At 74.4% G+C, this 21,593-nt stretch carries 17 protein-coding genes; 11 read left to right on the forward strand and 6 right to left on the reverse strand.

Going from position 1 to position 21,593, the window contains the following annotated elements; translation table 11 throughout:
- Positions 1–25: 25 nt before the first annotated feature.
- Both OG299_RS33375 and OG299_RS33380 read right to left on the reverse strand, forming a co-directional pair.
- Complete coding sequence (locus OG299_RS33375; RefSeq protein ID WP_327363489.1) at positions 26–2,962, reverse strand: FAD-binding and (Fe-S)-binding domain-containing protein; 2,937 nt, start codon at positions 2,960–2,962, stop codon at positions 26–28.
- Positions 2,963–3,029: 67 nt separating this feature from the next.
- Positions 3,030–3,491 (reverse strand): MarR family winged helix-turn-helix transcriptional regulator, encoded by a 462-nt coding sequence (locus OG299_RS33380; RefSeq protein ID WP_266631687.1) that lies wholly within the window; start codon positions 3,489–3,491, stop codon positions 3,030–3,032.
- Between the two features lie 86 nt (positions 3,492–3,577).
- On the opposite strand from OG299_RS33380, the gene OG299_RS33385 reads away from it, so the two are divergent.
- Entirely contained in the window at positions 3,578–5,503 is a 1,926-nt protein-coding gene (locus OG299_RS33385; RefSeq protein ID WP_327363490.1) for an ABC transporter ATP-binding protein, read from the forward strand.
- A 63-nt stretch (positions 5,504–5,566) separates the two neighbouring features.
- Positions 5,567–6,457 (forward strand): endolytic transglycosylase MltG, encoded by an 891-nt coding sequence (gene mltG / locus OG299_RS33390; RefSeq protein WP_327363491.1) that lies wholly within the window; start codon positions 5,567–5,569, stop codon positions 6,455–6,457.
- Here mltG and OG299_RS33395 read toward each other — a convergent pair.
- From OG299_RS33395 to OG299_RS33405, 3 genes are all read right to left on the reverse strand, one after another.
- Positions 6,454–7,563: an FAD-dependent oxidoreductase gene (locus tag OG299_RS33395; RefSeq protein WP_327364640.1), complete on the reverse strand. Its 1,110-nt coding sequence runs from the start codon at positions 7,561–7,563 to the stop codon at positions 6,454–6,456. The genes mltG and OG299_RS33395 overlap by 4 nt on opposite strands.
- A 63-nt stretch (positions 7,564–7,626) precedes the next feature.
- The gene (locus tag OG299_RS33400; protein ID WP_327363492.1) at positions 7,627–8,307 is read right to left on the reverse strand and encodes an HAD family hydrolase; all 681 of its coding nucleotides are present in this window, start codon (positions 8,305–8,307) and stop codon (positions 7,627–7,629) included.
- 46 nt (positions 8,308–8,353) lie between these two features.
- On the reverse strand, positions 8,354–8,833 hold the full coding sequence (locus OG299_RS33405) for an Lrp/AsnC family transcriptional regulator (protein ID WP_266631695.1): 480 nt from the start codon (positions 8,831–8,833) through the stop codon (positions 8,354–8,356).
- A gap of 123 nt (positions 8,834–8,956) precedes the next feature.
- On the opposite strand from OG299_RS33405, the gene OG299_RS33410 reads away from it, so the two are divergent.
- From OG299_RS33410 to OG299_RS33420, 3 genes are read left to right on the forward strand one after another with little or no spacing between them, the layout of a single operon-like run.
- Positions 8,957–10,597 (forward strand): SDR family oxidoreductase, encoded by a 1,641-nt coding sequence (locus OG299_RS33410; protein ID WP_327363493.1) that lies wholly within the window; start codon positions 8,957–8,959, stop codon positions 10,595–10,597.
- Complete coding sequence (locus tag OG299_RS33415; protein ID WP_327363494.1) at positions 10,594–11,970, forward strand: cryptochrome/photolyase family protein; 1,377 nt, start codon at positions 10,594–10,596, stop codon at positions 11,968–11,970. The genes OG299_RS33410 and OG299_RS33415 overlap by 4 nt, the downstream gene beginning before the upstream one ends.
- A gap of 37 nt (positions 11,971–12,007) precedes the next feature.
- Positions 12,008–13,036 (forward strand): MerR family transcriptional regulator, encoded by a 1,029-nt coding sequence (locus OG299_RS33420; protein WP_327363495.1) that lies wholly within the window; start codon positions 12,008–12,010, stop codon positions 13,034–13,036.
- On the opposite strand, the gene OG299_RS33425 is transcribed toward OG299_RS33420, so the two are convergent.
- On the reverse strand, positions 12,963–13,529 hold the full coding sequence (locus OG299_RS33425; protein ID WP_327363496.1) for an RNA polymerase sigma factor: 567 nt from the start codon (positions 13,527–13,529) through the stop codon (positions 12,963–12,965). The two genes, OG299_RS33420 and OG299_RS33425, sit on opposite strands and share 74 nt — an antisense overlap.
- A 140-nt stretch (positions 13,530–13,669) precedes the next feature.
- On the opposite strand from OG299_RS33425, the gene OG299_RS33430 reads away from it, so the two are divergent.
- The 6 genes from OG299_RS33430 (at position 13,670) to OG299_RS33455 (ending at position 21,566) form a co-directional block, all read left to right on the forward strand.
- Positions 13,670–14,263, forward strand: a complete 594-nt coding sequence (locus tag OG299_RS33430) for a histidine phosphatase family protein (protein WP_266631705.1) — start codon at positions 13,670–13,672, stop codon at positions 14,261–14,263.
- Positions 14,264–14,326: 63 nt separating this feature from the next.
- Positions 14,327–16,495: an FUSC family protein gene (locus tag OG299_RS33435; RefSeq protein ID WP_327363497.1), complete on the forward strand. Its 2,169-nt coding sequence runs from the start codon at positions 14,327–14,329 to the stop codon at positions 16,493–16,495.
- 108 nt (positions 16,496–16,603) lie between these two features.
- Entirely contained in the window at positions 16,604–17,260 is a 657-nt protein-coding gene (locus tag OG299_RS33440) for a class I SAM-dependent methyltransferase (RefSeq protein ID WP_266631709.1), read from the forward strand.
- 274 nt (positions 17,261–17,534) lie between these two features.
- Entirely contained in the window at positions 17,535–19,028 is a 1,494-nt protein-coding gene (locus OG299_RS33445) for an FUSC family protein (protein WP_327364641.1), read from the forward strand.
- 256 nt (positions 19,029–19,284) lie between these two features.
- Entirely contained in the window at positions 19,285–20,421 is a 1,137-nt protein-coding gene (locus OG299_RS33450) for a nitric oxide synthase oxygenase (RefSeq protein WP_327363498.1), read from the forward strand.
- A gap of 59 nt (positions 20,422–20,480) precedes the next feature.
- Positions 20,481–21,566, forward strand: coding sequence for a lactonase family protein (locus OG299_RS33455; RefSeq protein ID WP_442817551.1), 1,086 nt, complete (start codon positions 20,481–20,483; stop codon positions 21,564–21,566).
- Positions 21,567–21,593: the final 27 nt, after the last annotated feature.

Consider the following 21,593-nt stretch of genomic DNA (forward strand, 5'->3'; position numbering starts at 1 on the left):
GCCCGACCGGCCGCGTATCACCACGTCAAGGACGGGTGGCCCGCTCCAGTTCCAGCAGCGCCGAGTAATAACTGCGGCCGGTGGCCCGGTCCATGCCCACCTCGCACATCCGGTTCGCCGACAGATGCGCGTCGTACGTCCGTGACGTCACCTCCGCCGCCTCGCGTTCCGTCGCCGAGGCCGTCAGCTCCGGATGCAGCATGCCCCGGTCGCCCGCGAAGGCACAGCAGCCCGCATCGTCCGGAACCACCACCTCCGTCGCGCACGCCTCGGACACGGCCCGCAGCTGCGCCTCGTCGCCCAAGTGCCTCATCGAGCAGGTCGGATGGAGCACCGCCGAGCCCACCCTGCGCCGGACCTCCAGGTGCGGGAGCAGCTCGTCCGCCGCCCACACGACCGAGTCGACGACCGTCAGCTCCGCGTGCAGCGCCCGGTTGTCGTCCGTCAGGTACGGGACCACCTCGTGCGCGATGCCCAGCGTGCACGAGGACGCGTCGACCACCAGCGGCAGCCGCCCGCCGGCGGTCCAGCCCCAGGCGGCCTCCACGATCCGGTTGGCCATCACCCGAGTCCCGGCGTCGTAGCCCTTGGAGTGCCAGATCGTCGCGCAGCAGGTGCCCGCGACGTCACCGGGGATCCACACCGGCTTCCCGGCCCGCTCCGACACCGCCACCACGGCCTCGGGCAGGGACGGGCCGGGCCGGCCCGCGGGGCCGCCGAAGATCCGGTTCACACAGGCCGGGTAGTACACGGCCGCCGCGCCCACCCGCCGGGTCCCGGGCAGCTGCCGTGCGGCCGCCCCGGGGATCTGCGGCAGCCACTCCGGAACCAGGTCGGGGCGGACGGCCTTGCGCGCGGCCCCGGTGACCGCCTCCAGCAGCCCGCTCCCCAGCCGGTGGGTGATCTTGTCGGCGGCGGCCACGGTCAGCCGGGCGGCGCCCTCCACGGTCTTGAACCGCGTCGCGGCGAGCGCCGCGGCCCGCTCCTCGCGCGGGCTGTGCCGGCGGTGGCGGAAGTCCCGCATCAGGGCGCCCGTGTCGATGCCGACGGGGCAGGCCAGTTTGCAGGTGGAATCACCCGCGCAGGTGTCCACGGCGTCATAGCCGTAGGCCTCGAGCAGTCCCTCCAGCACCCGGGAGCCCGGCTGCTGGCGCATCATCTCCCGGCGCAGCACGATCCGTTGCCGGGGCGTGGTCGTCAGGTCCCCGCTGGGGCAGGTCGGTTCGCAGAAACCGCACTCGATGCACGGATCGGCCACCGCCTCCACCCGCGGAATCGTCTTCAGCCCGCGCAGATGGGCTCGCGGGTCGCGGTCGAGGAGGATGCGCGGGGCGAGCAGTCCGTCCGGGTCGAGCACCCGCTTCGTCCGCCACATCAGCTCGGTGGCCCGGGGCCCCCACTCCAGCTCCAGGAACGGGGCCATGTTGCGGCCGGTGGAGTGCTCGGCCTTCAGCGAGCCGTCGAACCGCTCCACCGTCAGCCGGCAGAACGCCTCCATGAAGGCCCCGTACCGCTCCACGTCGGCGGGCTTCGCGGCGTCGAAGGCGAGCAGGAAGTGCAGGTTGCCGTGGGCCGCGTGGCCGGCGACGGCCGCGTCGAAACCGTGCTCCGCCTGGAGCGCGAGGAGCGCCTCGCAGGCCTCGGCCAGCCGGGAGGGCGGCACCGCGAAGTCCTCGGTGATCAGGGTGGTGCCGCAGGCGCGGGCTCCGCCGACGGCGGTGACGAAGGCCCTGCGGGCTTTCCAGTAGCCGTTGATCGTCTTCGCGTCCCGGGTGAAGGCGTTGGTGACCGAGGCCACCGGCGCGACCAGGTCCAGCCGAGCGAGGACCGCGGCCGCGCGCCGCTCGTACGCGGCGCGCACCGCCTCGTCGGGGGCGCGGAACTCCACCAGCAGGGCGGTGGTGTCCTTCGGCAGCCCCGCCCAGTCGGCGGGGACGCCCTCGACGCTCACCGAGGCGCGCAGCGTGTTGCCGTCCATCACCTCCACGGCGAGGGCGCCCGCCTCGTTGAACAGCGGTACGGCGGCGGCCGCCGCGGGCAGCGAGGGGAAGAAGAGCAGGGCGCTGATGAGCTCGCGGTCCAGCGCCACGGTGTCGAAGACGACCTCGGCGATGAAGCCCAGCGTGCCCTCCGAGCCGACCATCAGCCCGCGCAGGATCTCGACGGGCGTGGAGCCGTCCAGGTACGCGTCGAGGCGGTAGCCGGTGGTGTTCTTGATCTCGTACTTGGCCCGGATCCGGGCAACGAGCTCCGGGTCGGCCTCGATCTCCCGCTTGATCTCCAGCAGCCCGCGGCACAGCGCCGGCTCCGCGCGCGCCAGCTCCTCGTCCGCCAGCGGATCGGCGGTGTCCACGACGGTGCCGCCGGGCAGTACGAAGGTGAGGGAGGAGAGCGTGCGGTAGGAGTTCCTCGTGGTCCCCGCGGTCATGCCGGACGCGTTGTTGGCGACGACTCCGCCGAGGGTGCAGGCGACGGCGCTCGCCGGGTCGGGGCCGAGGACGCGGCCGTGCCGGGCGAGTGCGGCATTGGCCCGCGCCACGGTGGTGCCGGGCCGGATCCGGGCCCGGCGGCCGCCCTCCAGCACCTCGATGCCGGCCCAGTGGCGGCGTACGTCGACCAGGATGTCCTCGCCCTGGGCCTGGCCGTTCAGCGAGGTCCCGGCGGCGCGGAAGACGACCTCGCGCCCGCGGCCGTGGGCGTACGAGAGGACAGCGGAGACGTCGTCGATGTCCTCGGCGATCACCACCACCTGCGGCACGAACCGGTACGGCGAGGCGTCGGAGGCGTAGCGGACGAGGTCGGACACCTTCCACAGCACCTTCTCGGCGCCCAGCAGCTCCGTCAGCTCGGTGCGCAGCGGCTCCGGGGTGCCGGCGGCGTGGTGCTCCGGGACCCGGTCGGGGGCCGGGCCGCTGATGCTGCGCGGGCGCAGGGCCCCGGGCCTCGGTTCCAGCAGCGGCATGCGCGACCCCTTGCCTACTCGTTCGGCCTAGTCCCGGGGAGCGTTTCCCGGCCCGGGAGCGGCCTTCTCAGCAGCGGCGCTCCATCGGGGCGTCCGTCAGAGCGTTCAGCAGGCCGCCGAGCACCTCGCGCTGCCCGGCGGTCAACGGAGCCAGGATCTCCTCTGCCGCGTCGGTTCGCGCGTTGCGCAGCCGGCGCAGCGTGGCGCGGCCCGTGTCGGTGAGCTCGATCCTTATGACGCGCCGGTTCGCCGGGTCGGGCGCGCGGCGCACGCATTCGGCGGCCTCCAGGCCGTCCACAAGCGTGGTCACGGCGCGGGGCACGACTTCCAGACGGGCGGCGAGGTCCGCCATCCGGGGCGGCTCGTCGCCGTCGTAGTGCGAGACGAGGCGCAGCAGCCGGCTCTGGGCGGGGGTGATGCCGAGCGGTTCCAGGTGGCGCTTCTGGATCCGGTGCAGCCGGCGGGTCAGCCGCAGCAGCTGTTCGGCGAGGACGCCGTCTGTGCTGTCGGTTTCGGAAGCGGTGCTCATACTGGGAAACAGTACCAGGACCAGATTCATTGTGAGTATAGGTAACAATGAGCTATGCTCATGCGAGTCTCGTCAGAAGGAGGCCCATGCGCCCCGAAGAACCGAAGTGGACCCCATCGAAAGAAGCCCTCGACCCCGACCGCCCCGCCCCCGAGGAGCAGCCGCGTGAGCTGCGCCGGATCGTGGGCCTGTTCCACCCCTACCGCGGCCGCCTCGCCGTCGTGGGGCTGCTCGTCTGCGCCTCCTCGCTGGTCGGAGTGGCCTCGCCGTTCCTGCTGAAGGAGATCCTGGACGTCGCGATCCCCGAGGGGCGTACCGGGCTGCTCAGCCTGCTCGCGCTCGGCATGATCCTCACCGCCGTCGTCACCAGCGTGTTCGGCGTGCTCCAGACCCTGATCTCCACCACCGTCGGCCAGCGCGTCATGCACGATCTGCGCACCGCCGTGTACGCCCAGCTCCAGCGGATGCCGCTGGCCTTCTTCACCCGCACCCGGACCGGCGAGGTGCAGTCCCGCATAGCCAACGACATCGGCGGCATGCAGGCCACCGTCACCTCCACCGCGACCTCGCTCGTCTCCAACCTGACGGCCGTGATCGCCTCCGTGGTCGCGATGCTCGCGCTCGACTGGCGGCTCACCCTCGTCTCGCTGCTCCTGCTGCCGGTGTTCGTGTGGATCAGCCGCCGGGTCGGACGTGAGCGCAAGAGGATCACGCTCCAGCGGCAGAAGCAGATGGCCGCCATGGCCGCCACGGTCACCGAGTCCTTGTCGGTGAGCGGCATCCTGCTCGGCCGCACGATGGGCCGCGCCGACTCGCTGACCCGGTCCTTCTCCGACGAGTCCGAGAAGCTCGTCGGCCTCGAGGTGCGCTCCAGCATGGCCGGGCGCTGGCGGATGTCCACCATCGGCATCGTCATGGCCGCCATGCCCGCGCTCATCTACTGGGCCGCCGGCATAGCCCTGCAGTCGGGCGCCCCGTCGCTCTCGGTCGGCACCCTCGTCGCCTTCGTCACGCTCCAGCAGGGCCTGTTCCGGCCCGCCGTGAGCCTGCTGTCGACCGGCGTGCAGATCCAGACCTCGCTCGCCCTGTTCGGCCGGATCTTCGAGTACCTCGACCTGCCGGTGGACATCACCGAGCGCACGGACGCGGTACGCCTGGACCGGGCCAAGGGCGAGGTCCGGCTGGAGGACGTGCACTTCGCGTACGACGCCAAGCACGGCCCCACGCTGGCGGGGATCGACATCACCGTCCCGGCCGGCGGCTCGCTCGCCGTGGTCGGCCCGACCGGCTCGGGCAAGAGCACCCTGAGCTACCTCGTGCCCCGGCTCTACGACGTGACCGGCGGCCGGGTCGCCCTCGACGGCGTGGACGTACGCGACCTCGACTTCGACTCGCTGGCCCGCTCCATCGGCGTGGTCTCCCAGGAGACGTACCTCTTCCACGCCTCGGTGGCCGACAACCTCCGCTTCGCCAAGCCGGACGCCACGGACGAGGAGATCGCCGAGGCCGCCCGCGCAGCCCAGATCCACGACCACATCGAGTCCCTGCCCGACGGGTACGACACCCTGGTCGGCGAGCGGGGCTACCGCTTCTCGGGCGGCGAGAAGCAGCGCCTCGCCATCGCCCGCACGATCCTGCGCGACCCGCCGGTGCTGATCCTCGACGAGGCCACCAGTGCTCTCGACACCCGCACCGAGCACGCCGTGCAGCGGGCCATCGACAACCTGTCCCAGGGCCGCACCACGATCACCATCGCGCACCGGCTCTCCACCGTCCGCGACGCCGATCAGATCGTCGTCCTGGACAAGGGCCGTATCGCCGAGCGCGGTACGCACGAGGAGCTGCTGGAGGCGGACGGCCGGTACGCGGCCCTGGTCCGCCGGGACCGGGAAGCCGCGCTCACCCCGGAGGCGGCCGCGGCCCGAGTGGTCCGGGAGGCGTCGGTGGCCAAGGGCGCCAGGTCGGCGGAGTCGGCGGGAGGAGCCACGCAGCCTACGCCGGTAAACGTGTGATCGTATGACGGATGTGCGGGCGTGATGCCCGACATGTGACGCTTCGCGGGTTAGCGTGCCCGCATGCGTCATGAGTACCAGCCGCCACGGCGTCGTTCCCGGCTCACCCGCCGGGGCCGTCTGGCGCTCCTCCTCGGCATGCTGCTCGCCCTCGGTGCGGCCGCAGTCCTCTTTCCGCTGCTGCGGAGCGCGGAAGCCCCCGAGAAGCCGCGCCAGTTGACCATTCCCGAGGGCTGGCGGGCACCCCAGGTGTACGCCGCGATCGACCGCGAGCTGAAGCTCCCGGCAGGTTCCGCCAAGGCGGCGGTCGCCACGGCCGGACTGGCCCTGCCCGCAGAGGCGAAGGGCAATCCGGAGGGCTACCTGTTCCCGGCGACGTACCCGGTGACCTCGAAGTCCACGCCGGCCACCCTGCTCGCGTACATGGTGCAGACGGCGAACCGGAAGCTCGCGACCAAGACCGTCGCCGACGGTGGCAAGGCGCGCGGGATGACCCCGTATCAGACGGCCACCCTCGCCAGCATCATCGAGGCCGAAGCCGAATCCCGCGCCGACCAGGGCAAGGTCGCCCGCGTGGTGCACAACCGGCTGGCACGCTCGATGCCGCTCCAGATGGACTCCACCATCAACTACGCGCTGGGCCGCAGCACGGTGGACACCACGCTGAGCGAGACGCGGATCGACAGCCCCTTCAACACCTACGAGCGCCAGGGGCTCCCGCCGACGCCGATCGACAGCCCGGGCCTGGAGGCGATGGCAGCGGCCGTCGCGCCGACGCCCGGAGACTGGCTGTTCTTCGTCACCGTGAAGCCGGGGGACACCCGCTTCTCGGCGACGTACGAGGAGCACAAGAAGCACGTCGCGGAGTTCAACCGGATCCGGGCAGCCGCCGGCGCCGGCGCGGGAAGCAGTGAGGGCGCCGGGCGGGCCCGGGCGGGCTCCAGCGCCGGCTAGGCCGAGCCGACGGCGGCCGGTTCGCGGGCGCCTTCTACGCCATTGCCGTCGGCGCCTCGGGCCAGCAGTCGGCGGATCTCGCGGACCGCGGCGCCGCCGGCGCGGTTGGCGCCGATCGTCGACGCCGACGGGCCGTAGCCGACCAGGTGGATCCGCTCGTCGCGGACCGCGCGGGTGCCCTCGACCCGGATGCCGCCGCCGGGCTCGCGCAGGTGCAGCGGAGCCAGGTGGTCGATGGCGGCCCGGAACCCGGTGGCCCACAGGATCACATCGGCCTCCACCTGCCGCCCGTCCGCCCAGGCGACGCCCGTCGCCGTGATCCGGTCGAACACGGGCCGCCGGTCCAGCACGCCCGAGGCCAGCCCGGCCCGCACGGCCTCGTTCAGCGGGAGTCCGGTCACGCTGACGACGCTCTGCGGGGGCAGCCCCTGGCGCACCCGCTCGTCGACCAGGGCCACCGCGGCCCGGCCCTCGGCCTCGCCGAAGCTCCCGTCGCGGAACACCGGAGGCCGCCGGGTCACCCAGGTGGTCTGCGCCGCCACTTCGGCGATCTCCAGCAGGTGCTGCACCGCCGAGGTGCCGCCGCCCACCACGACCACCCGGGCCCCGGCGAACTCCTGCGGACCCGGGTAGTTCGCGGTGTGCAGCTGGCGGCCCCGGAAGGTCTCCCGGCCCGGGTAGCGCGGCCAGAACGGCCGGTCCCAGGTCCCGGTCGCGTTGATCAGGGCCCGCGCGGACCAGGTCCCGGCCGAGGTCTCCACCCGCAGCCGCCCGTCGCCTCCGTCCCGTACGGCCGTGACGTCCACGGGCCGCCGTACGCGCAGCCCGAACCGCTCCTCGTACGCCGCGAAGTACTCCCCGATCACCGCCGAGGACGGCCGCAGCGGGTCGGCGTCGGTGAGCTCCATGCCGGGCAGGGCGTGCATCCCGTGCACCTTGCCGTACGTCAGCGAGGGCCAGCGGAACTGCCAGGCGCCGCCGGGTCGCGGTGCATGGTCGAGCACCACGTGGTCGATCCCGGCCCGCGCCAGGTGGTACGCGCCGGACAGTCCCGCCTGCCCGGCACCCACGACCACCACGTCGACGTCCCCCGCACCCCGCACCATTTCGTTCACGGTTCTACCAACTCGCGGATGCGGCGGGATCTTCCCTGCCGATCCGGACGCCCCCTAGGTGGCGGGTGAGCGGGAGGTGAGCCAGGCGTACGCCGTGTCCGCGTGGAACTCCGCCTGGCCGGACCGGAAGAGGAGGCCGGCCGTCGCGAAGGCCGGGTCGTCGGCGGTGGCGGTCACGTACGGGACGGCCACGCAGTCCATGCCGGCCGCGTGGGCGGCCCGCGCTCCCGGCGCCGCGTCCTCGAGGACCACGCAGTCGGCCGGGTCCGCGCCGAGGCGGCGGGCCGCCTCGAGGAACACATCGGGAGCGGGCTTGCCGTGCGCCACCTCCTCGGCGGAGACCACCGTGGTCAGCAGCGCGTCCAGGCCCGTCCCGGCCAGCACGGCGTCGATCGCCTCGCGCGAGGACCCGGAGGCCACGGCCATCGGGACACCGTCCGCGGACAGCCGCTCCACGAGCTTGCGCATCTCGGGGAAGACCTCGGTCCCGGTCCGGGCCAGCTCCAGGTAGGCGGCGTTCTGCTCGGCCAGCAGCTGTTCCACCGGGGCCTGGATTCCGTACCGGTCCTTGAGGACCTCCAGCGTCTCCAGGGTGCCGATGCCGATGAAGCGGGAGTGCTGCTCCCAGGTGAAATCGGGGACGCCGTGCCGGGCCAGGGTGCGCCGCCCGGACTCGTAGTAGTTCGGCTCGCTGTCCACGAGGGTGCCGTCGAGATCGAATATGACAGAAATCATCCGCTCTGCCCGTTCTGCCGGTCGTCTACCTTTCCCGGCCATCCTGTCAGGGTTTGCGGGCTGCCCGTCCCACGGACTCCACCAGCGGCAGCAGCCGGTGCGCGACCCGCTCGCGCAGCGCCACCTCCGTACGCGTGCGGACCACACCCGGGAGCCGGATCAGCTGCTGGATCACGTCCTCCAGGTGCGCGTTGTCCCGGGCCGCCACCCGGGTCAGCAGGTCCCCGCCGCCGGTGATCGAAAAGGCTTCGATGATCTCGGGCACGGCGGCCAGCGCATCGCCGACCTCGTCCAGATGCCCCTGCGTGACCTCGATGTGCACGAAGGCCAGTACGGGATGCCCGAGCGCCGCGGGGGAGAGCACGGGACCGGTCCCGGTGATCACCCCGGTGCGCTCCAGCCGGTCCAGCCGGGCCTGCAGGGTGCCGCGCGCGACCCCGAGGAGCCGGGCGTACTCGCGGACGCTGGTGCGCGGCTGCTCTATCAGCAGGCGCAGGATCCGGGTGTCGAGCTCGTCCACCGCCATGTCGCGACTGTACCAATGGTCCAGTGCGGTGCCTTCCCGTCGCGGGTGCATCCGCCCGCACCGGTCCGCCGGAATCCCGTACGGGACTGCCCGGGCGGACACGTCCTAGGAGAGGAGAGAGCGATGAAGGCCACCACCGGTCTGCACTGCCTGGTCACCGGGGCCACCGGCTACATCGGGGGCCGCCTGGTGCCCGAGCTCCTCGACGCCGGACACCGCGTGCGGTGCCTGGCCCGCTCCCCCGAGAAGCTGCGCGACCACCCGTGGGCCGGGCGCACCGAGGTCGTCCGCGGCGACGTCGTCGACGCCGAGTCCGTCGCGGCGGCCCTGCACGGCATCGACGTCGCCTACTACCTCGTCCACGCCCTCGGCGCCGGATCCGGATTCGAGGACCGCGACCGCACGGCCGCCCGCGTCTTCGCCGAACAGGCCCGAGCGGCCGGCGTCCGCCGCATCGTCTACCTCGGCGGGCTCACCCCGGCCGGGATCCCGGTCCGCGACCTGTCCCCGCACCTGCGCTCCCGCGCCGAGGTCGGCGAGATCCTCCTCGGCTCCGGCGTGCCGGCCACCGTCCTGCGCGCCGCCGTCATCATCGGATCCGGCTCGGCCTCCTTCGAAATGCTGCGCTACCTGACCGAACGGCTTCCCGTCATGGTCACCCCCAGCTGGGTCGGCACCCGCGTCCAGCCCGTCGCCGTCCGCGACGTCCTGCGCTACCTCGTCGGCAGTGCCGCCATGCCGCCCGAGGTGAGCCGCGCCTTCGACATCGGCGGGCCCGACGTGCTCACGTACGAGGAGATGATGCGCCGCTACGCCGTCGCCGCCGCCCTGCCCCACCGGCTCATCCTGCGCGTCCCGATGCTGACCCCGCGGCTGTCCAGCCACTGGATCGGCCTGGTCACCCCCGTCCCGCGGGCCCTGGCCCGGCCGCTCGCCGAATCCCTGCGCCACGAGGTCGTCTGCGCGGAACACGACATCGCGCGCCACGTCCCCGACCCGCCCGGCGCCCCGATCGGCTTCGACCAGGCCGTGTCCCTGGCCCTGCAGCGGGTGCGCGAGGCGAACGTGACCACCCGATGGTCCTCCGCGTCCCTGCCCGGTGCGCCCAGCGACCCGCTGCCCACCGACCCCGACTGGGCGGGCGGCAGCCTCTACACCGACCGGCGGGAACGCGCGGTCGACGCCCCACCCGCGGCGCTGTGGCAGGTGGTGGAGGGCATCGGCGGGGAGAACGGCTGGTACTCGTTCCCGCCGGCCTGGGCGGTACGGGGCTGGCTGGACCGGCTGGTCGGCGGGGTCGGCATCCGGCGCGGCCGGCGCGACGCGGCCCGGCTGCGGGTGGGGGACTCCCTGGACTTCTGGCGGGTCGAGGAGATCGAACCGGGCCGCATGCTGCGGCTGCGCGCCGAGATGCGGCTGCCGGGGCTGGCCTGGCTGGAGATGTACGCGGACCCGTCCCCGCCGCCGGACACGGAGCCGGACCAGGGCCAGGGCCCGGACCCGGGCCCGGACCAGGGCGGTGCGGTCCGGGGCGCCCGCTACCGCCAGCGGGCGCTGTTCCATCCGCACGGGCTGCTCGGCCACCTCTACTGGTGGAGCGTGTCGCCCTTCCACGCCGTCGTCTTCGGCGGCATGGCCCGCAACATCGCCCGCGCCGCGCGCCGCCTGGACGACGAGGCCGCCGCATCCGAACGGCCCCTGTCCGCCGAAGTACCGGACGACAGCCGTCCCCCCGGTCCCGACGCGGAGCGAGAGAACCCATGAACGTCGCGGTGGTCCTGTACACCTCCGACCTGCGCCTGCACGACCATCCGCCGCTGCGCGCGGCCCTCTCCTCCTGCGACCGGGTGGTGCCGCTCTTCGTCCGCGACCGGACCGTCGACGCGGCCGGCTTCGCCGCTCCCAACCGGCTCGCCTTCCTCGCCGACTGCCTGGCCGATCTGGACGCCGGACTGCGCGAGCGCGGCGGCCGCCTCGTGCTGCGTTCCGGCGACGCCGTCGCCGAGGTCTGCGCCCTCGTCCACGAGTGCGACGCCGACGAGGTCCACATGGCCGCCGGGGTCAGCGGCTATGCCCACGCCCGCGAGGCACGCCTCCGCGCCGCCCTCGAAGCCGAGGGCGTCCGGCTCTACGTGCACGATGCGGTGGTGACGGCCGCAGCCCCCGGGGCCGTGCTCCCCGCCGGCTCCGACCACTTCGCCGTCTTCACCCCGTACTTCCGCCGCTGGACCGAACTGCCGCCCCGCGCCGTCGCCGCCGCCCCGCGCTCCGTCCGCGTGCCCGACGGCATCGGCTCCGACCCGCTGCCCCGGCGCGCGGCCGTCACCGGCGTCTCCCCGGGCCTCGCCCGCGGCGGCGAGCGCGAGGCCCGCGACCTCCTCCGTCGCTGGCTGCGCGCGGGCCTCTCCCGCTACCTGGACGCCCACGACGACCTGGCCGGCGACGCCACCTCCCGGCTCTCCCCGCACCTCCACTTCGGCACCCTCTCGCCCGCCGAGGCCGTCCACCGTGCCCGCGCCGGCGCCGTCGGCCCCGGCGCCGAGGCCTTCGTCCGGCAGATCTGCTGGCGCGACTTCCACCACCAGGTGCTCGCCGCCCGCCCCGAGACCGCCGTACGGGACTACCGCGACCGCCGGGACCACTGGCGCACCGGGGCCGCCGCCGAGGAGGAGACCGAGGCCTGGAAGGAGGGCCGCACCGGCTTCCCGGTGGTCGACGCGGCCATGCGCCAGCTGCGCCACGAGGGCTGGATGCACAACCGGGGCCGGCTGCTCACCGCCAGCTTCCTCACCAAGACCCTGTACGTGGACTGGCGGATCGGGGCCCGGTACTTCCTGGACCTCCTCGTGGACGGGGACCTCGCCAACAACCAGCTCAACTGGCAGTGGGTGGCCGGGACGGGCACCGACACCCGGCCCAACCGGGTCCTCAACCCGGTCCGCCAGGGCCTGCGTTACGACCCGGAGGGCCGCTACGTGCACCGCTGGGTGCCGGAGCTCGCCGGGCTGGACGCCCCACAGGTGCACGAACCCTGGCGGCTGCCGGCGCCGGAGCGGGCCCGCTACGCCTACCCGGACCGGATCGTGGAACTCGCCGACGGGCTCGACCGGTTCCGGCGCGGACGCGGAGCGGCGTGAGCGCCCGGCCCCGGCCCCAGAGCCCTATCGTGAGCGGGTGGACCGCGTGCCCCAGACACCACCGCAGCCCCAGCCCCGGCCCGCCGCCGCGCTGAGCACCGGCGCGGTCGCCCGCCGCCTCGGGGTCTCGCCGACCACCCTGCGCTCCTGGGAGCGCCGGTACGCGATCGGCCCCGCCCGCCGCGAGGCCGGCCGGCACCGCCGCTGGACCCCGCCGGACATCGCCCGGCTGGAGCTGATGTGCCGGCTCACCGCCGACGGGGTACCGCCGGCCGAAGCGGCCCGGGCAGCCCTCGGCGTGGCCGCCGGCGAGCGCCGTGCCGAGGCAGCGCCGCCGCCACCGGCGCCGACCCCCGGCGGGACGGGCGCACTCCCGCTGGGGGCGGTCCGCCCGGAGTGCCGGGGGCTCTCGCGGGCCGCCGTACGCCTGGACGCGCCGACCGTGGCCGAACTGCTGGAGGCAGCCCTGGCCGAGCACGGCCTGGTCACCGCCTGGGAGGAGGTCATCGCGCCGACCCTGCACGCCGTGGGCCGCAAGTGGGCCACCGCCGGGGAGCGTTACGTAGAGGTCGAACACCTGCTGTCCTGGCAGATCTCCTCGGCGCTGCACCGCATCCGGCCCGTGCCCGAGCCGCCCCGGACCCCGCCGGTACTGCTGGCCTGCGTCCCCGGCGAGCAGCACAGCCTGCCCATCGAGGCCCTGACCGCGGTCCTCGGCCAACGGGGCCTGCCCGCCCGGATGTTCGGGGCCGCCCTGCCCGCCGAGGCCCTGCGCGACGCCGTGCGGCGCACCGGCCCGCGGGCCGTCGTCCTGTGGGCGCAGTCCCGTACGACCGCCGACCCGGCCCTGGCCCGGTCGGTGGCCGGCATCGAGTGGGGCCTGCGGGGTGCCCGCAGCCGCCCGGCGCTCCTGCTCGCCGGACCGGGCTGGAGCACGGACGTGCAAGCCCCGCGCACCGAGCGGCTGTACGGGCTGCGCTCCGGCCTCGCGGTCATCGAGTCGCTCGCGCCGCCGCGGGCAGCGACCGGCGCAGCTGGTGCAGAGCCCTTCGCATATGGCTCTTGACGGTGCCCAGCGGCAGCCCGGTCCGGTCCGCGATCTGCGTCTGCGTCAGGTCCGCGTAGAAGGCGAGGCGCAGCACCCGCTGCTGCTCGCCCGGCAGCCTGGCCAGCTCCCCGAGGACCAGTACCCGGTCCAGGACCTGCTCCGACTCCTGCCGCGGCGGGCTTCCGGGACGGTCGCCCGCACCGGGGGCGGCGCGGGCGGCGGCCGCGGCCGCCCGGGACCGCCGGGTCCGCGCCTCCAGCGCGTCGGCCACCTTGTGGCGGGTGATGCCGGTGAGCCAGGCCCCGAACCCGCCGGGCCCGGGCCGGTAGCGGCGCCGGCCGTGCCAGGCGGCGAGGAACACCTGCTGCGTGACGTCCTCGGCCTCCCGCTCGTCGCCGAGGCGCCGGTGGGCGAGCGAGTGGACCAGCGGCCGCCAGCGCCGGTAGACCGCTTCCATGCAGCGCTCGTCGCCGGCCGCGAAACCCGCCGCCCAATCCGCCGTTTCGTCCATGGCCCGAGCCTCGCCACCCCGCACCCGGGCGAGCCACTCGCAGCGTTTGCGCATCGATTTGGTGGGGAGCCGCGGCCGGCCGGTGGATCAGAGCGCGGGATCCACGGCGCCGACGTGCCGGAGGGCTTAAGGTCCGGAGAATGAGCGACCTGCTGCTGGTGAGGCACGGAGAGACGGCATGGAGCGCCACCGGGCGCCACACGGGGCGGACCGACGTGCCGCTGACCGCCGCCGGTGTCGAGGAGGCCATCTCGCTGTCCCCGTACTTCCGCGACCGGCACTTCGCGCTGGTGCTGACCAGCCCGCTGCGCCGGGCCGTCGCCACGGCCGAGCTCGCCGGACTGAGCGGCGGTGTCACCGACCCCGACCTGTACGAATGGGACTACGGCGGCTACGAGGGCATCACCACGGCCGAGATCCAGCGGACCCGGCCGCACTGGTCCCTGTGGACCGACGGCGTCCCTCCCGGCGACGCGGAACACCCCGGCGAGGACGCCGCCCAGGTCGGCGCCCGCGCGGACCGGGCCCTGGCCCGGGCCGCCGCGGTCCTCGCCGAGGACCGCGGCGATGCCGTGATCGTCGCCCACGGCCACTTCCTGCGCGTCCTGACCGCCCGCTACCTGGGCCTGCCCCCGCAGGACGGGCGGCTCTTCCTGCTGCGCACCGGCACGGTCAGCATCCTGTCCACCGAACACGGCCTCCCCGTGATCGCGGGCTGGAACACCCACCCCTGAGGTCCGGGGGCCTGCGGACGTCCCCGCCGAGAGCCCCGCCGCATCCCGTGGGATTCTGAAACCGTGCGAGCCCTTGGGGAACTCCGAACGGGCACCGGCGCCCTGCCGGCGGCCGCACGCCGGGCCGTCCGGACCACGCTCGCCGCCTGCACCGGCTTCTACCTGTTCCTGTACGGACTCGGCCAGCCCGTCAGCGCCACCTACGCCCTCTTCGGCGCCGTGTCCCTGGCCGGCCTCTCCCGGATCCCGGGCACGGGACGGCAGCGGGCCGCGGTGATGGTCAGGCTGCTTCCGGTGGCCTGTGTCCTGGTGATCCTGGGCACCTTCCTCGCCGTCCGGACCTGGAGCGCCGTCCTCGGCATGGCCGTCATCGGCTTCTGCGTGGCCTTCTCGGCGGCGGCCGGACCCCGGCCGGCGGGCGCCGCGGCCGGGCTGCAACTGCTGTACATCCTGCCGAGCTTCCCGCCGTACGCCCCGCACACCCTCGACGAGCGGCTCGGCGGCACCCTCACCGGCCTCCTGCTGCTGATCATGGCCGAGGCGTGGGTGCTGCCGGACCCGCGGGTGGCGACGTACGCCGAGCGGGCCGCGGGCTCCACGGCCGAGGCGGCCCGCTGCGCCGCCGCCCTGGAGCGGCCGCCCTACGTCCTGACCGAATCCGCTTCCGACCGGGCCCGGGCGGCCGCCGAAGCGCTGCGGTCCTCCCGGGTCCCCGAGGCGGAACGCCCCGCCGGGCCCGGCCTGCGCGAGCGGGCGCTGGCCCACACCGGGCTGGCCGCACGCACCCTGCTCTCCCGGCTCCGCAACCTGCCCGCACCACCGGCCGGACGGGAGCCGAGACAGGCCGGCATCGACCTGCTGGGCGCGGTCCGCGCATCGGCGACGGGAAGCTCCACACTGCTGCGCGAAGGACGGCGGCCCGTCGCGGACTCGACGGAACTGCTCCGCCTGCGCGCCCGGAACGCGCGCACCCCCGCCGAGCTGCCGGAGTCGCGTCGCCGGCAGGCCGCTCTCCTGGAGGTCGCGGACGCCGCGGTGGCGCTGCGCACGGCGGCGGAGATCGCCGTGGAGGGGCGCGGCGCGCACCTGGAGGGGGACGCGGCGGACCGGTTCTGGTACGTCCGGCAGAACACCGTGCAGCTGTGGTGGCACCGGATCGCCGCACACACCGGGCCGCGGTCCGTGTACTTCCAGAACGCCGTACGGATCGCGCTGGCCCTCGCGGTGGCCCGTACCGTGGCCGGACTCGACTCCCTCCCGCACGGCTTCTGGGCGATGCTCGCGGTCATCAGCCTCACCCGGACCACCGCCGTGCAGACCCGGGGCACCGTGCGCACCGCGCTGATCGGCACCTGTCTGGGCGCGCTCGCCGCCGGTACGGTGCTCGCCCTGGCCCGCGGGGACACCGCCGTCTACGCGATCGTGCTCCCGCCGCTGATGCTGTTCACGTTCACCACCGGGCCCGTGCGGGGCGTGGGCTGGGCGCAGGCGCTGTTCACGCTGGTCGTCGCCGTCGTCTTCGCCCAGCTGTCCGAGGTCACCTGGCAGCTGGCCGAGGTCCGCTTCCTCGATGTGACCATCGGCAGCGCGATCGGGATCGTGTGCGGGATCCTGGCCTGGCCGCGCGGGGCCCAGGACGAACTGGGCCGGGCGGTGGCCGGGCTGCTGCGCGCGTGCGCCGACGACGTCGAGTCGACCACCGCCGTCGCCACGGCGCCCCGCGGGCTCGCGCAGGCCCCACAGGACGCGGAGCACCGGGTCCGGATCACCCTGGTCATGGCCGAGTCGGCGTACGCCCAGTACCAGAGCGAGACGCAGCGCCCGGCCGGGCCGGGCCCGGACTGGCATGCCACGGTGATGACCGGGCACCACGTGCTCTGGGGCGCCGGGCGGGTGCTGGGCAGCGCGGACGGGGCGCCGCTCGCGCGCAGCGAGGCGGCGCACCTCGGGGACTACGCGGCCCGCGTGGCGGCCGGACTGCGCCGGGCGGCGGTGGTGGCCGACGTCCCGCACAAGACCCGCGACAGGACCCGTGCGGGCGGGACCGGCACGCCGGGCGGTCCCGGGCCCGCCGGGTCCGGTGCGCCGGCCGTGCCCGTGTCCGCCGAGGCGGCGCCGCCCGACGCGGGGCCCGTCTACTTCGCCACGACGGCCTGGCTCGACTCGCTGACGGCGGACCTGCGGACCATCGAGTCGGGCCGCGCCGCGGCGGCGCCGGCCGGCCCGGTGTGATCCCGCGTCCGTCGTTTCCCGGCCGTGCGCCCGGGCAGGAACTCCACGGCGTCCGGGACCGAACGGGCGGCGGGAAGCGCGAACCGAGGATGAGGGCGAGGGGCGCCGATGAGTGGTGGCAAGTCCGCGGCGGAGGTGTTCGACGAGCTCGGCGCACGGTACGAGGAGGTGTTCGGGCGGGTTCCCGGGCAGCTCGCGGCACTGGACTGGCTCACGGCCCGGCTCGCCCCCGGCGCCCGCGTGCTGGACGTGGGCAGCGGTACGGGCCGCCCGACCGCCGAGGCGCTCGCGCGGGCGGGCTGCGCGGTGACCGGCATCGACGTCTCGGCGCACATGGTCGACCTCGCGCGCTCCCGGGTGCCGCAGGCCCGGTTCGAGCAGGCCGACGTCCGGACGTACGCGGCCGAGGCCGGCGGCTTCGACGCGGTGTGCTCCTTCTTCCCCCTGCTGGTGATGGACCAGCGGGAGGTGGCGGCGGCGCTGGAGCGGATGGCTTCGTGGGTGGCGCCCGGCGGGTACTTCGTGATGGCCACCGTGCCGGGCGACATCAGCGGCCTCGACATCGTGTGGATGGGGCACGAAGTCAGCGTCAGCAGCCTGTCCACGGCGGAGCACCTGCGGCTGCTGGGCGCGGCCGGGCTGGAGGTGCTGGAGCACCACACCGCCCTGTTCCGGCCCGGGGCCGAGCACGCGGGGGCCGCCGGAGCCGCCGCGGCGGTCGAGCCCGAGGAGCACCTGTTCTGCTACGCCCGCCGCCCCGCCTGAGCGACGGCTGGTCCGTTGGCCGCGGGTGGCCGAACCACAGGGCTCGACACTGGGCCAATGGCCCAGTGATCCGGTGCCGTGTTGAGCCAGTGGGCCCTCGGATGCTTATCTGTGCTGTATCCATGTACTTACGGCGCCGTGCAGCGCCGGGCGGCAACGAGGCCGGTCCGGAGCGCGGTGCCTTCGTCGTGCCCGCCTGCCGCCCACCACCCCCGGGCGGCCGCCGGGCCGGCGCGCACCATCTCGAGGGGGGCGGCACACCGCCGTGAAGAGAATGTTCGTGGCTCCGGATCCGGGGCGCATGAGGCTGAGGAACTCGCTGCGGGCCGTGCTCGGCATCGGGCTCGCCGTGGCGGTGGCCGAGCTCTGCGGCCTCTCCCTCACCGCCTCCATCGCCGGGGGACTCGCGGCCCTGCTCACCCTGTTCACCGTGCTCGACCCGACCGTGCGGGCCCAGCGCGTCACCAGCGCACTGCTCCCCGTCGCCGGTTTCCCCGTCCTCGCGCTGGCCACCGTCCTGCACGGGATGCCGCTCGCCCGGGACGCCGCCTTCCTCGCCGTAGTGTTCGCCGGGGTCTACGCCCGCCGCTGGGGGCCGCGCGGGCACGCCCTGGGGATCTTCGGCTTCATGATGTTCTTCGTCACCCAGTTCCTGCACGCCGTCCCCGGCCAGCTGCCCGAGCTGTACGCCGCCGTCGGACTGGCGCTGCTGTCCGCCGGCGCGGTGCGGTTCCTGCTGTGGCCCATCGAGCGGCGCACCCCGCCGCCCGCCGCCCCGCCCGGCCTGCCCGGCACCGGCCTGGCCCGGCCCACCACGCGGCAGGCCTTCCAGGCCACCGCCGCCTGCGCCTTCGCGCTCGGCATCGGCCAGGCGCTCTCCGACGACCGCTGGTACTGGGCCGTCGGCACCGCCTGGTGGATCTTCGTCAACACCGCTTCCCGGGGCGAGACCCTCGTCCGCGGATTCCGCCGGGTCCTCGGCACGGTCGTCGGCATCGCCGCCGGGCTGCTGATCGCCGTACCGCTGCACGGCGCGCCCGCGCCCACCGCCGCACTGGTCGCCGTATGCGTCTTCGGGATCTTCTACACCGCGGCCCCCTCGTACTCCTGGATGATGTTCTTCGTCACCGTCATGGCCGGGCTGCTCTACGGGCTCCTCGGCGTCCTGCACCCCGGGCTGCTGGTCCTGCGCTTCCAGGAGACCGCGATCGGCGCCCTGGGCGCAGCCCTCGCCGTGCTGCTCGTCCTCCCGGTGACCACCCACGCCGCCAACGACGCCTGGATCCAGCGCGCCCTGCACTGCGTACGGGCCTCCACCGCGGCCTCCCTCGACCGCCTCGCAGGAGACCCCGACGCCGATCCCGCCCCGCACGCGGCCGAACTCGAACTGCTGCTGGGCCGCGTACGGATGGCTCTCGCGCCCCTCGTCCACCCGCTGAGCCCGCTGCGCGCCCGCAAGGCCCGGGCCCGGCAGGTCCTCGGGCTGCTCGACGACTGCGCCCGGGAGGTGCGCGGGCTGGTGGCCGTCGCCGCCGATCCGCAGGCCTCGCACGACGCCCGGCTGGCCACGGCCTGCTGGCGGGTGGAGGCGGCCGTCGAGGCGCTGACCACCCGGCAGACCACGGCGGAACCCGCCGTTCCCAGCCACCCCCGGCCCGCCGCCGCGGAGCCGGCCCTCGCGCACCTGCACGGCCTGGAGCACGCCCTCGTGGCCCTCCACGCCCCGCTGCGCACCGACCCGCGCTCGCCCCTCGTCATCAGCGCCTGATCCGGCCGCGGGAAGGCCCGGCCGGAGCAGGGCCGGGCCTGCATGATCCCCGAGGTCAGAGAGCTGATGGCGGCGGATCCTACGCCCTGTCGGGTCCGCTCCGCAGGGCAATGGCCCGAAGATCACTCGGTGGAGTGTTTCGGACGTGTGTGCCGTATACCGCTGACCTGCGGCATGTACAACGGGTGATTGTTGATTGCACATTCATCCGGCACGTACAGGGTGGATCTGGTCGGACAGGGGGTAACCGCCCGGGATGGAAATACTTCAACAGTGTTCGACCACGGCCCAAGTGTGGGAAGCAGCCGAGGAGTTCATTCGACTCTTCCACCGGGAGAATCCGCAGGCGGGTGATCCGCGGGCCCGGCTCGCCGCGGTGCGGGCCGAGCTCGCGGCGACCGGAAGCTACCGGCACACCCCGCAGGAACTCGCCCACGGGGCCCGTGTCGCCTGGCGCAACAGTAACCGCTGCATAGGCAGGCTGTACTGGAACTCGCTGCGCGTGCGCGACCGCCGCGAGCTCACCGCCGCCGACGACATCGCCGCCGAATGCTTCGAGCACCTGCGCGACGCGACCAACGGCGGCCGGGTCAGGCCCACCATCACCGTCTTCGCCCCGGACACCCCGGACCGCCCGGGCCCGTTGATCTGGAGCGAGCAGCTCGTCAGGTACGCCGGCTACGGCGACCACCACTCCGTCACGGTGGGCGACGCCCGCAACGCACCGCTCACCAGCGCGCTGCTCGGGCTCGGCTGGACCGGGGGCGCCGGCACCCCCTTCGACCTGCTGCCGCTGGTGGTACAGGGCGTCGACGACAAGCCCCGCTGGTTCGACACCCCCGCGGACGCCGTGCTGGAAGTCCCGATCGAGCACCCCGACGACGCGGGCTGGGCCGACTGGGGGCTGCGCTGGCACGCCGTACCCGCCATCTCCAACATGTGCCTGGAGATCGGCGGCATCCACTACCCGGCCGCTCCCTTCAACGGCTGGTACATGGGAACCGAGATCGGCGCCCGCAACCTCGCGGACACCGACCGGTACAACCTCCTCCCCGCCGTCGCCCGGCGCCTGGGCCTGGACACCTCCAGCGACCGCTCGCTCTGGAAGGACCGCGCACTCGTCGAGCTGAACCGGGCCGTGCTGCACTCCTTCGACCGGGCCGGGGTCACCATCGCGGACCACCACACCGAGTCGCGGCGCTTCCTCAGCCACATAGAGCGGGAGGAGCGCAAGGGGCGCGAGGTGGGCGCCGACTGGTCCTGGATCGTGCCGCCGATCTCGGGTTCCGCGACCCCCGTCTTCCACCGCACGTACGACGACCGGCCGAGCTCTACGGCGTACGTGCACCACCCCGGCGCACAGGAACGCGCCCAAGGGCGCAATCTGGTCTAGACCTTCTGTTACCGTCGGCTCCGCACGGATCGATCCGGAACGGTGGAGAGGGGCATCCCGTGGGTGACGCTGACGGTACGGAGGGCGCGTACGAAAGCGCCCGGCGCGGCGGACACCGGGTCCACATCGGCTCGTTCACCTCGGGAGGCGGCCGTGGCATCACCACCGCGGCCGTGGACCCGGCGACCGGTGCACTGACCCTGCTCTCCGCCACCGATGCGGTCGCGGACCCCTCGTACCTCGCCGTCGACCGGACCACCGGCGTGCTCTACGCCGTGAGCGAGACGGGGCAGGGGGCGGCCGCCGCCTTCCGGCCCACCCCCGAGGGCCTCGCCGCCCTCGGCCCCGCCGTCCGGGTCGGTGGCTCCGGACCGACCCACCTCAGCGTGGCCGGGCGCCGGCTCCTGACCGCCAACTACACCTCCGGCAGCGTCAGCAGCCTCCCGCTCGCCGCGGACGGCGCCCTGTCCGGACCCGCCTCGGTCCTCGCCCACCAGGGCTCCGGCCCCGACGCGAGCCGCCAGGAGCGGCCGCACGCCCACCAGGTGCTGCCCGATCCGAGCGGCCGCTGGGTGCTCAGCGTGGACCTCGGCACCGATTCGGTCCGGGTCTGCGCACCGGACCCGGCCACCGGCGCACTGCGCCTGCACGGCGAGACCGCGCTGCGCGCCGGGACGGGTCCGCGCCACCTCGCCTTCCACCCGGACGGCGAGGTGGTCTACGTGCTGCACGAGCTGGAGCCGCAGCTGACCGTCTGCCGCTGGAATCCGGGCTCCGGGCAACTGGAACCGGTCGAGGAGGTTCCGGTCGCCTCTGCGGGCGCTCCAGGCGGCATACGGGCCTATCCCTCGGCCGTGGTGGCCTCGCCCGACGGCCGCTTCGTATGGGCCGCCGTCCGCGGCGCCGACGCCATCGCCACCCTCACGCTCGCCGGCGCGGCCGGGAAACCGCGGCTCACCGGCAGCGTGGACTGCGGCGGCAGCTGGCCGAGGGACCTCGCCGCCGATCCCTCGGGGCGCCGGCTGTACGCGGCCAACGAGCGCTCCGGAGACGTCACCTGGTTCGACGTCGACCCGCTGACCGGGCAGCCGCGCCGGGCCGGCTCGGTGGCGGTGCCCGCCGCCACCTGCGTCGTCTTCGGCTGACCTGACCACCCGTGCGCGCACGGACGA

It is taken from the genome of Streptomyces sp. NBC_01296 (assembly GCF_035984415.1).
Lineage (GTDB): Bacteria > Actinomycetota > Actinomycetes > Streptomycetales > Streptomycetaceae > Streptomyces.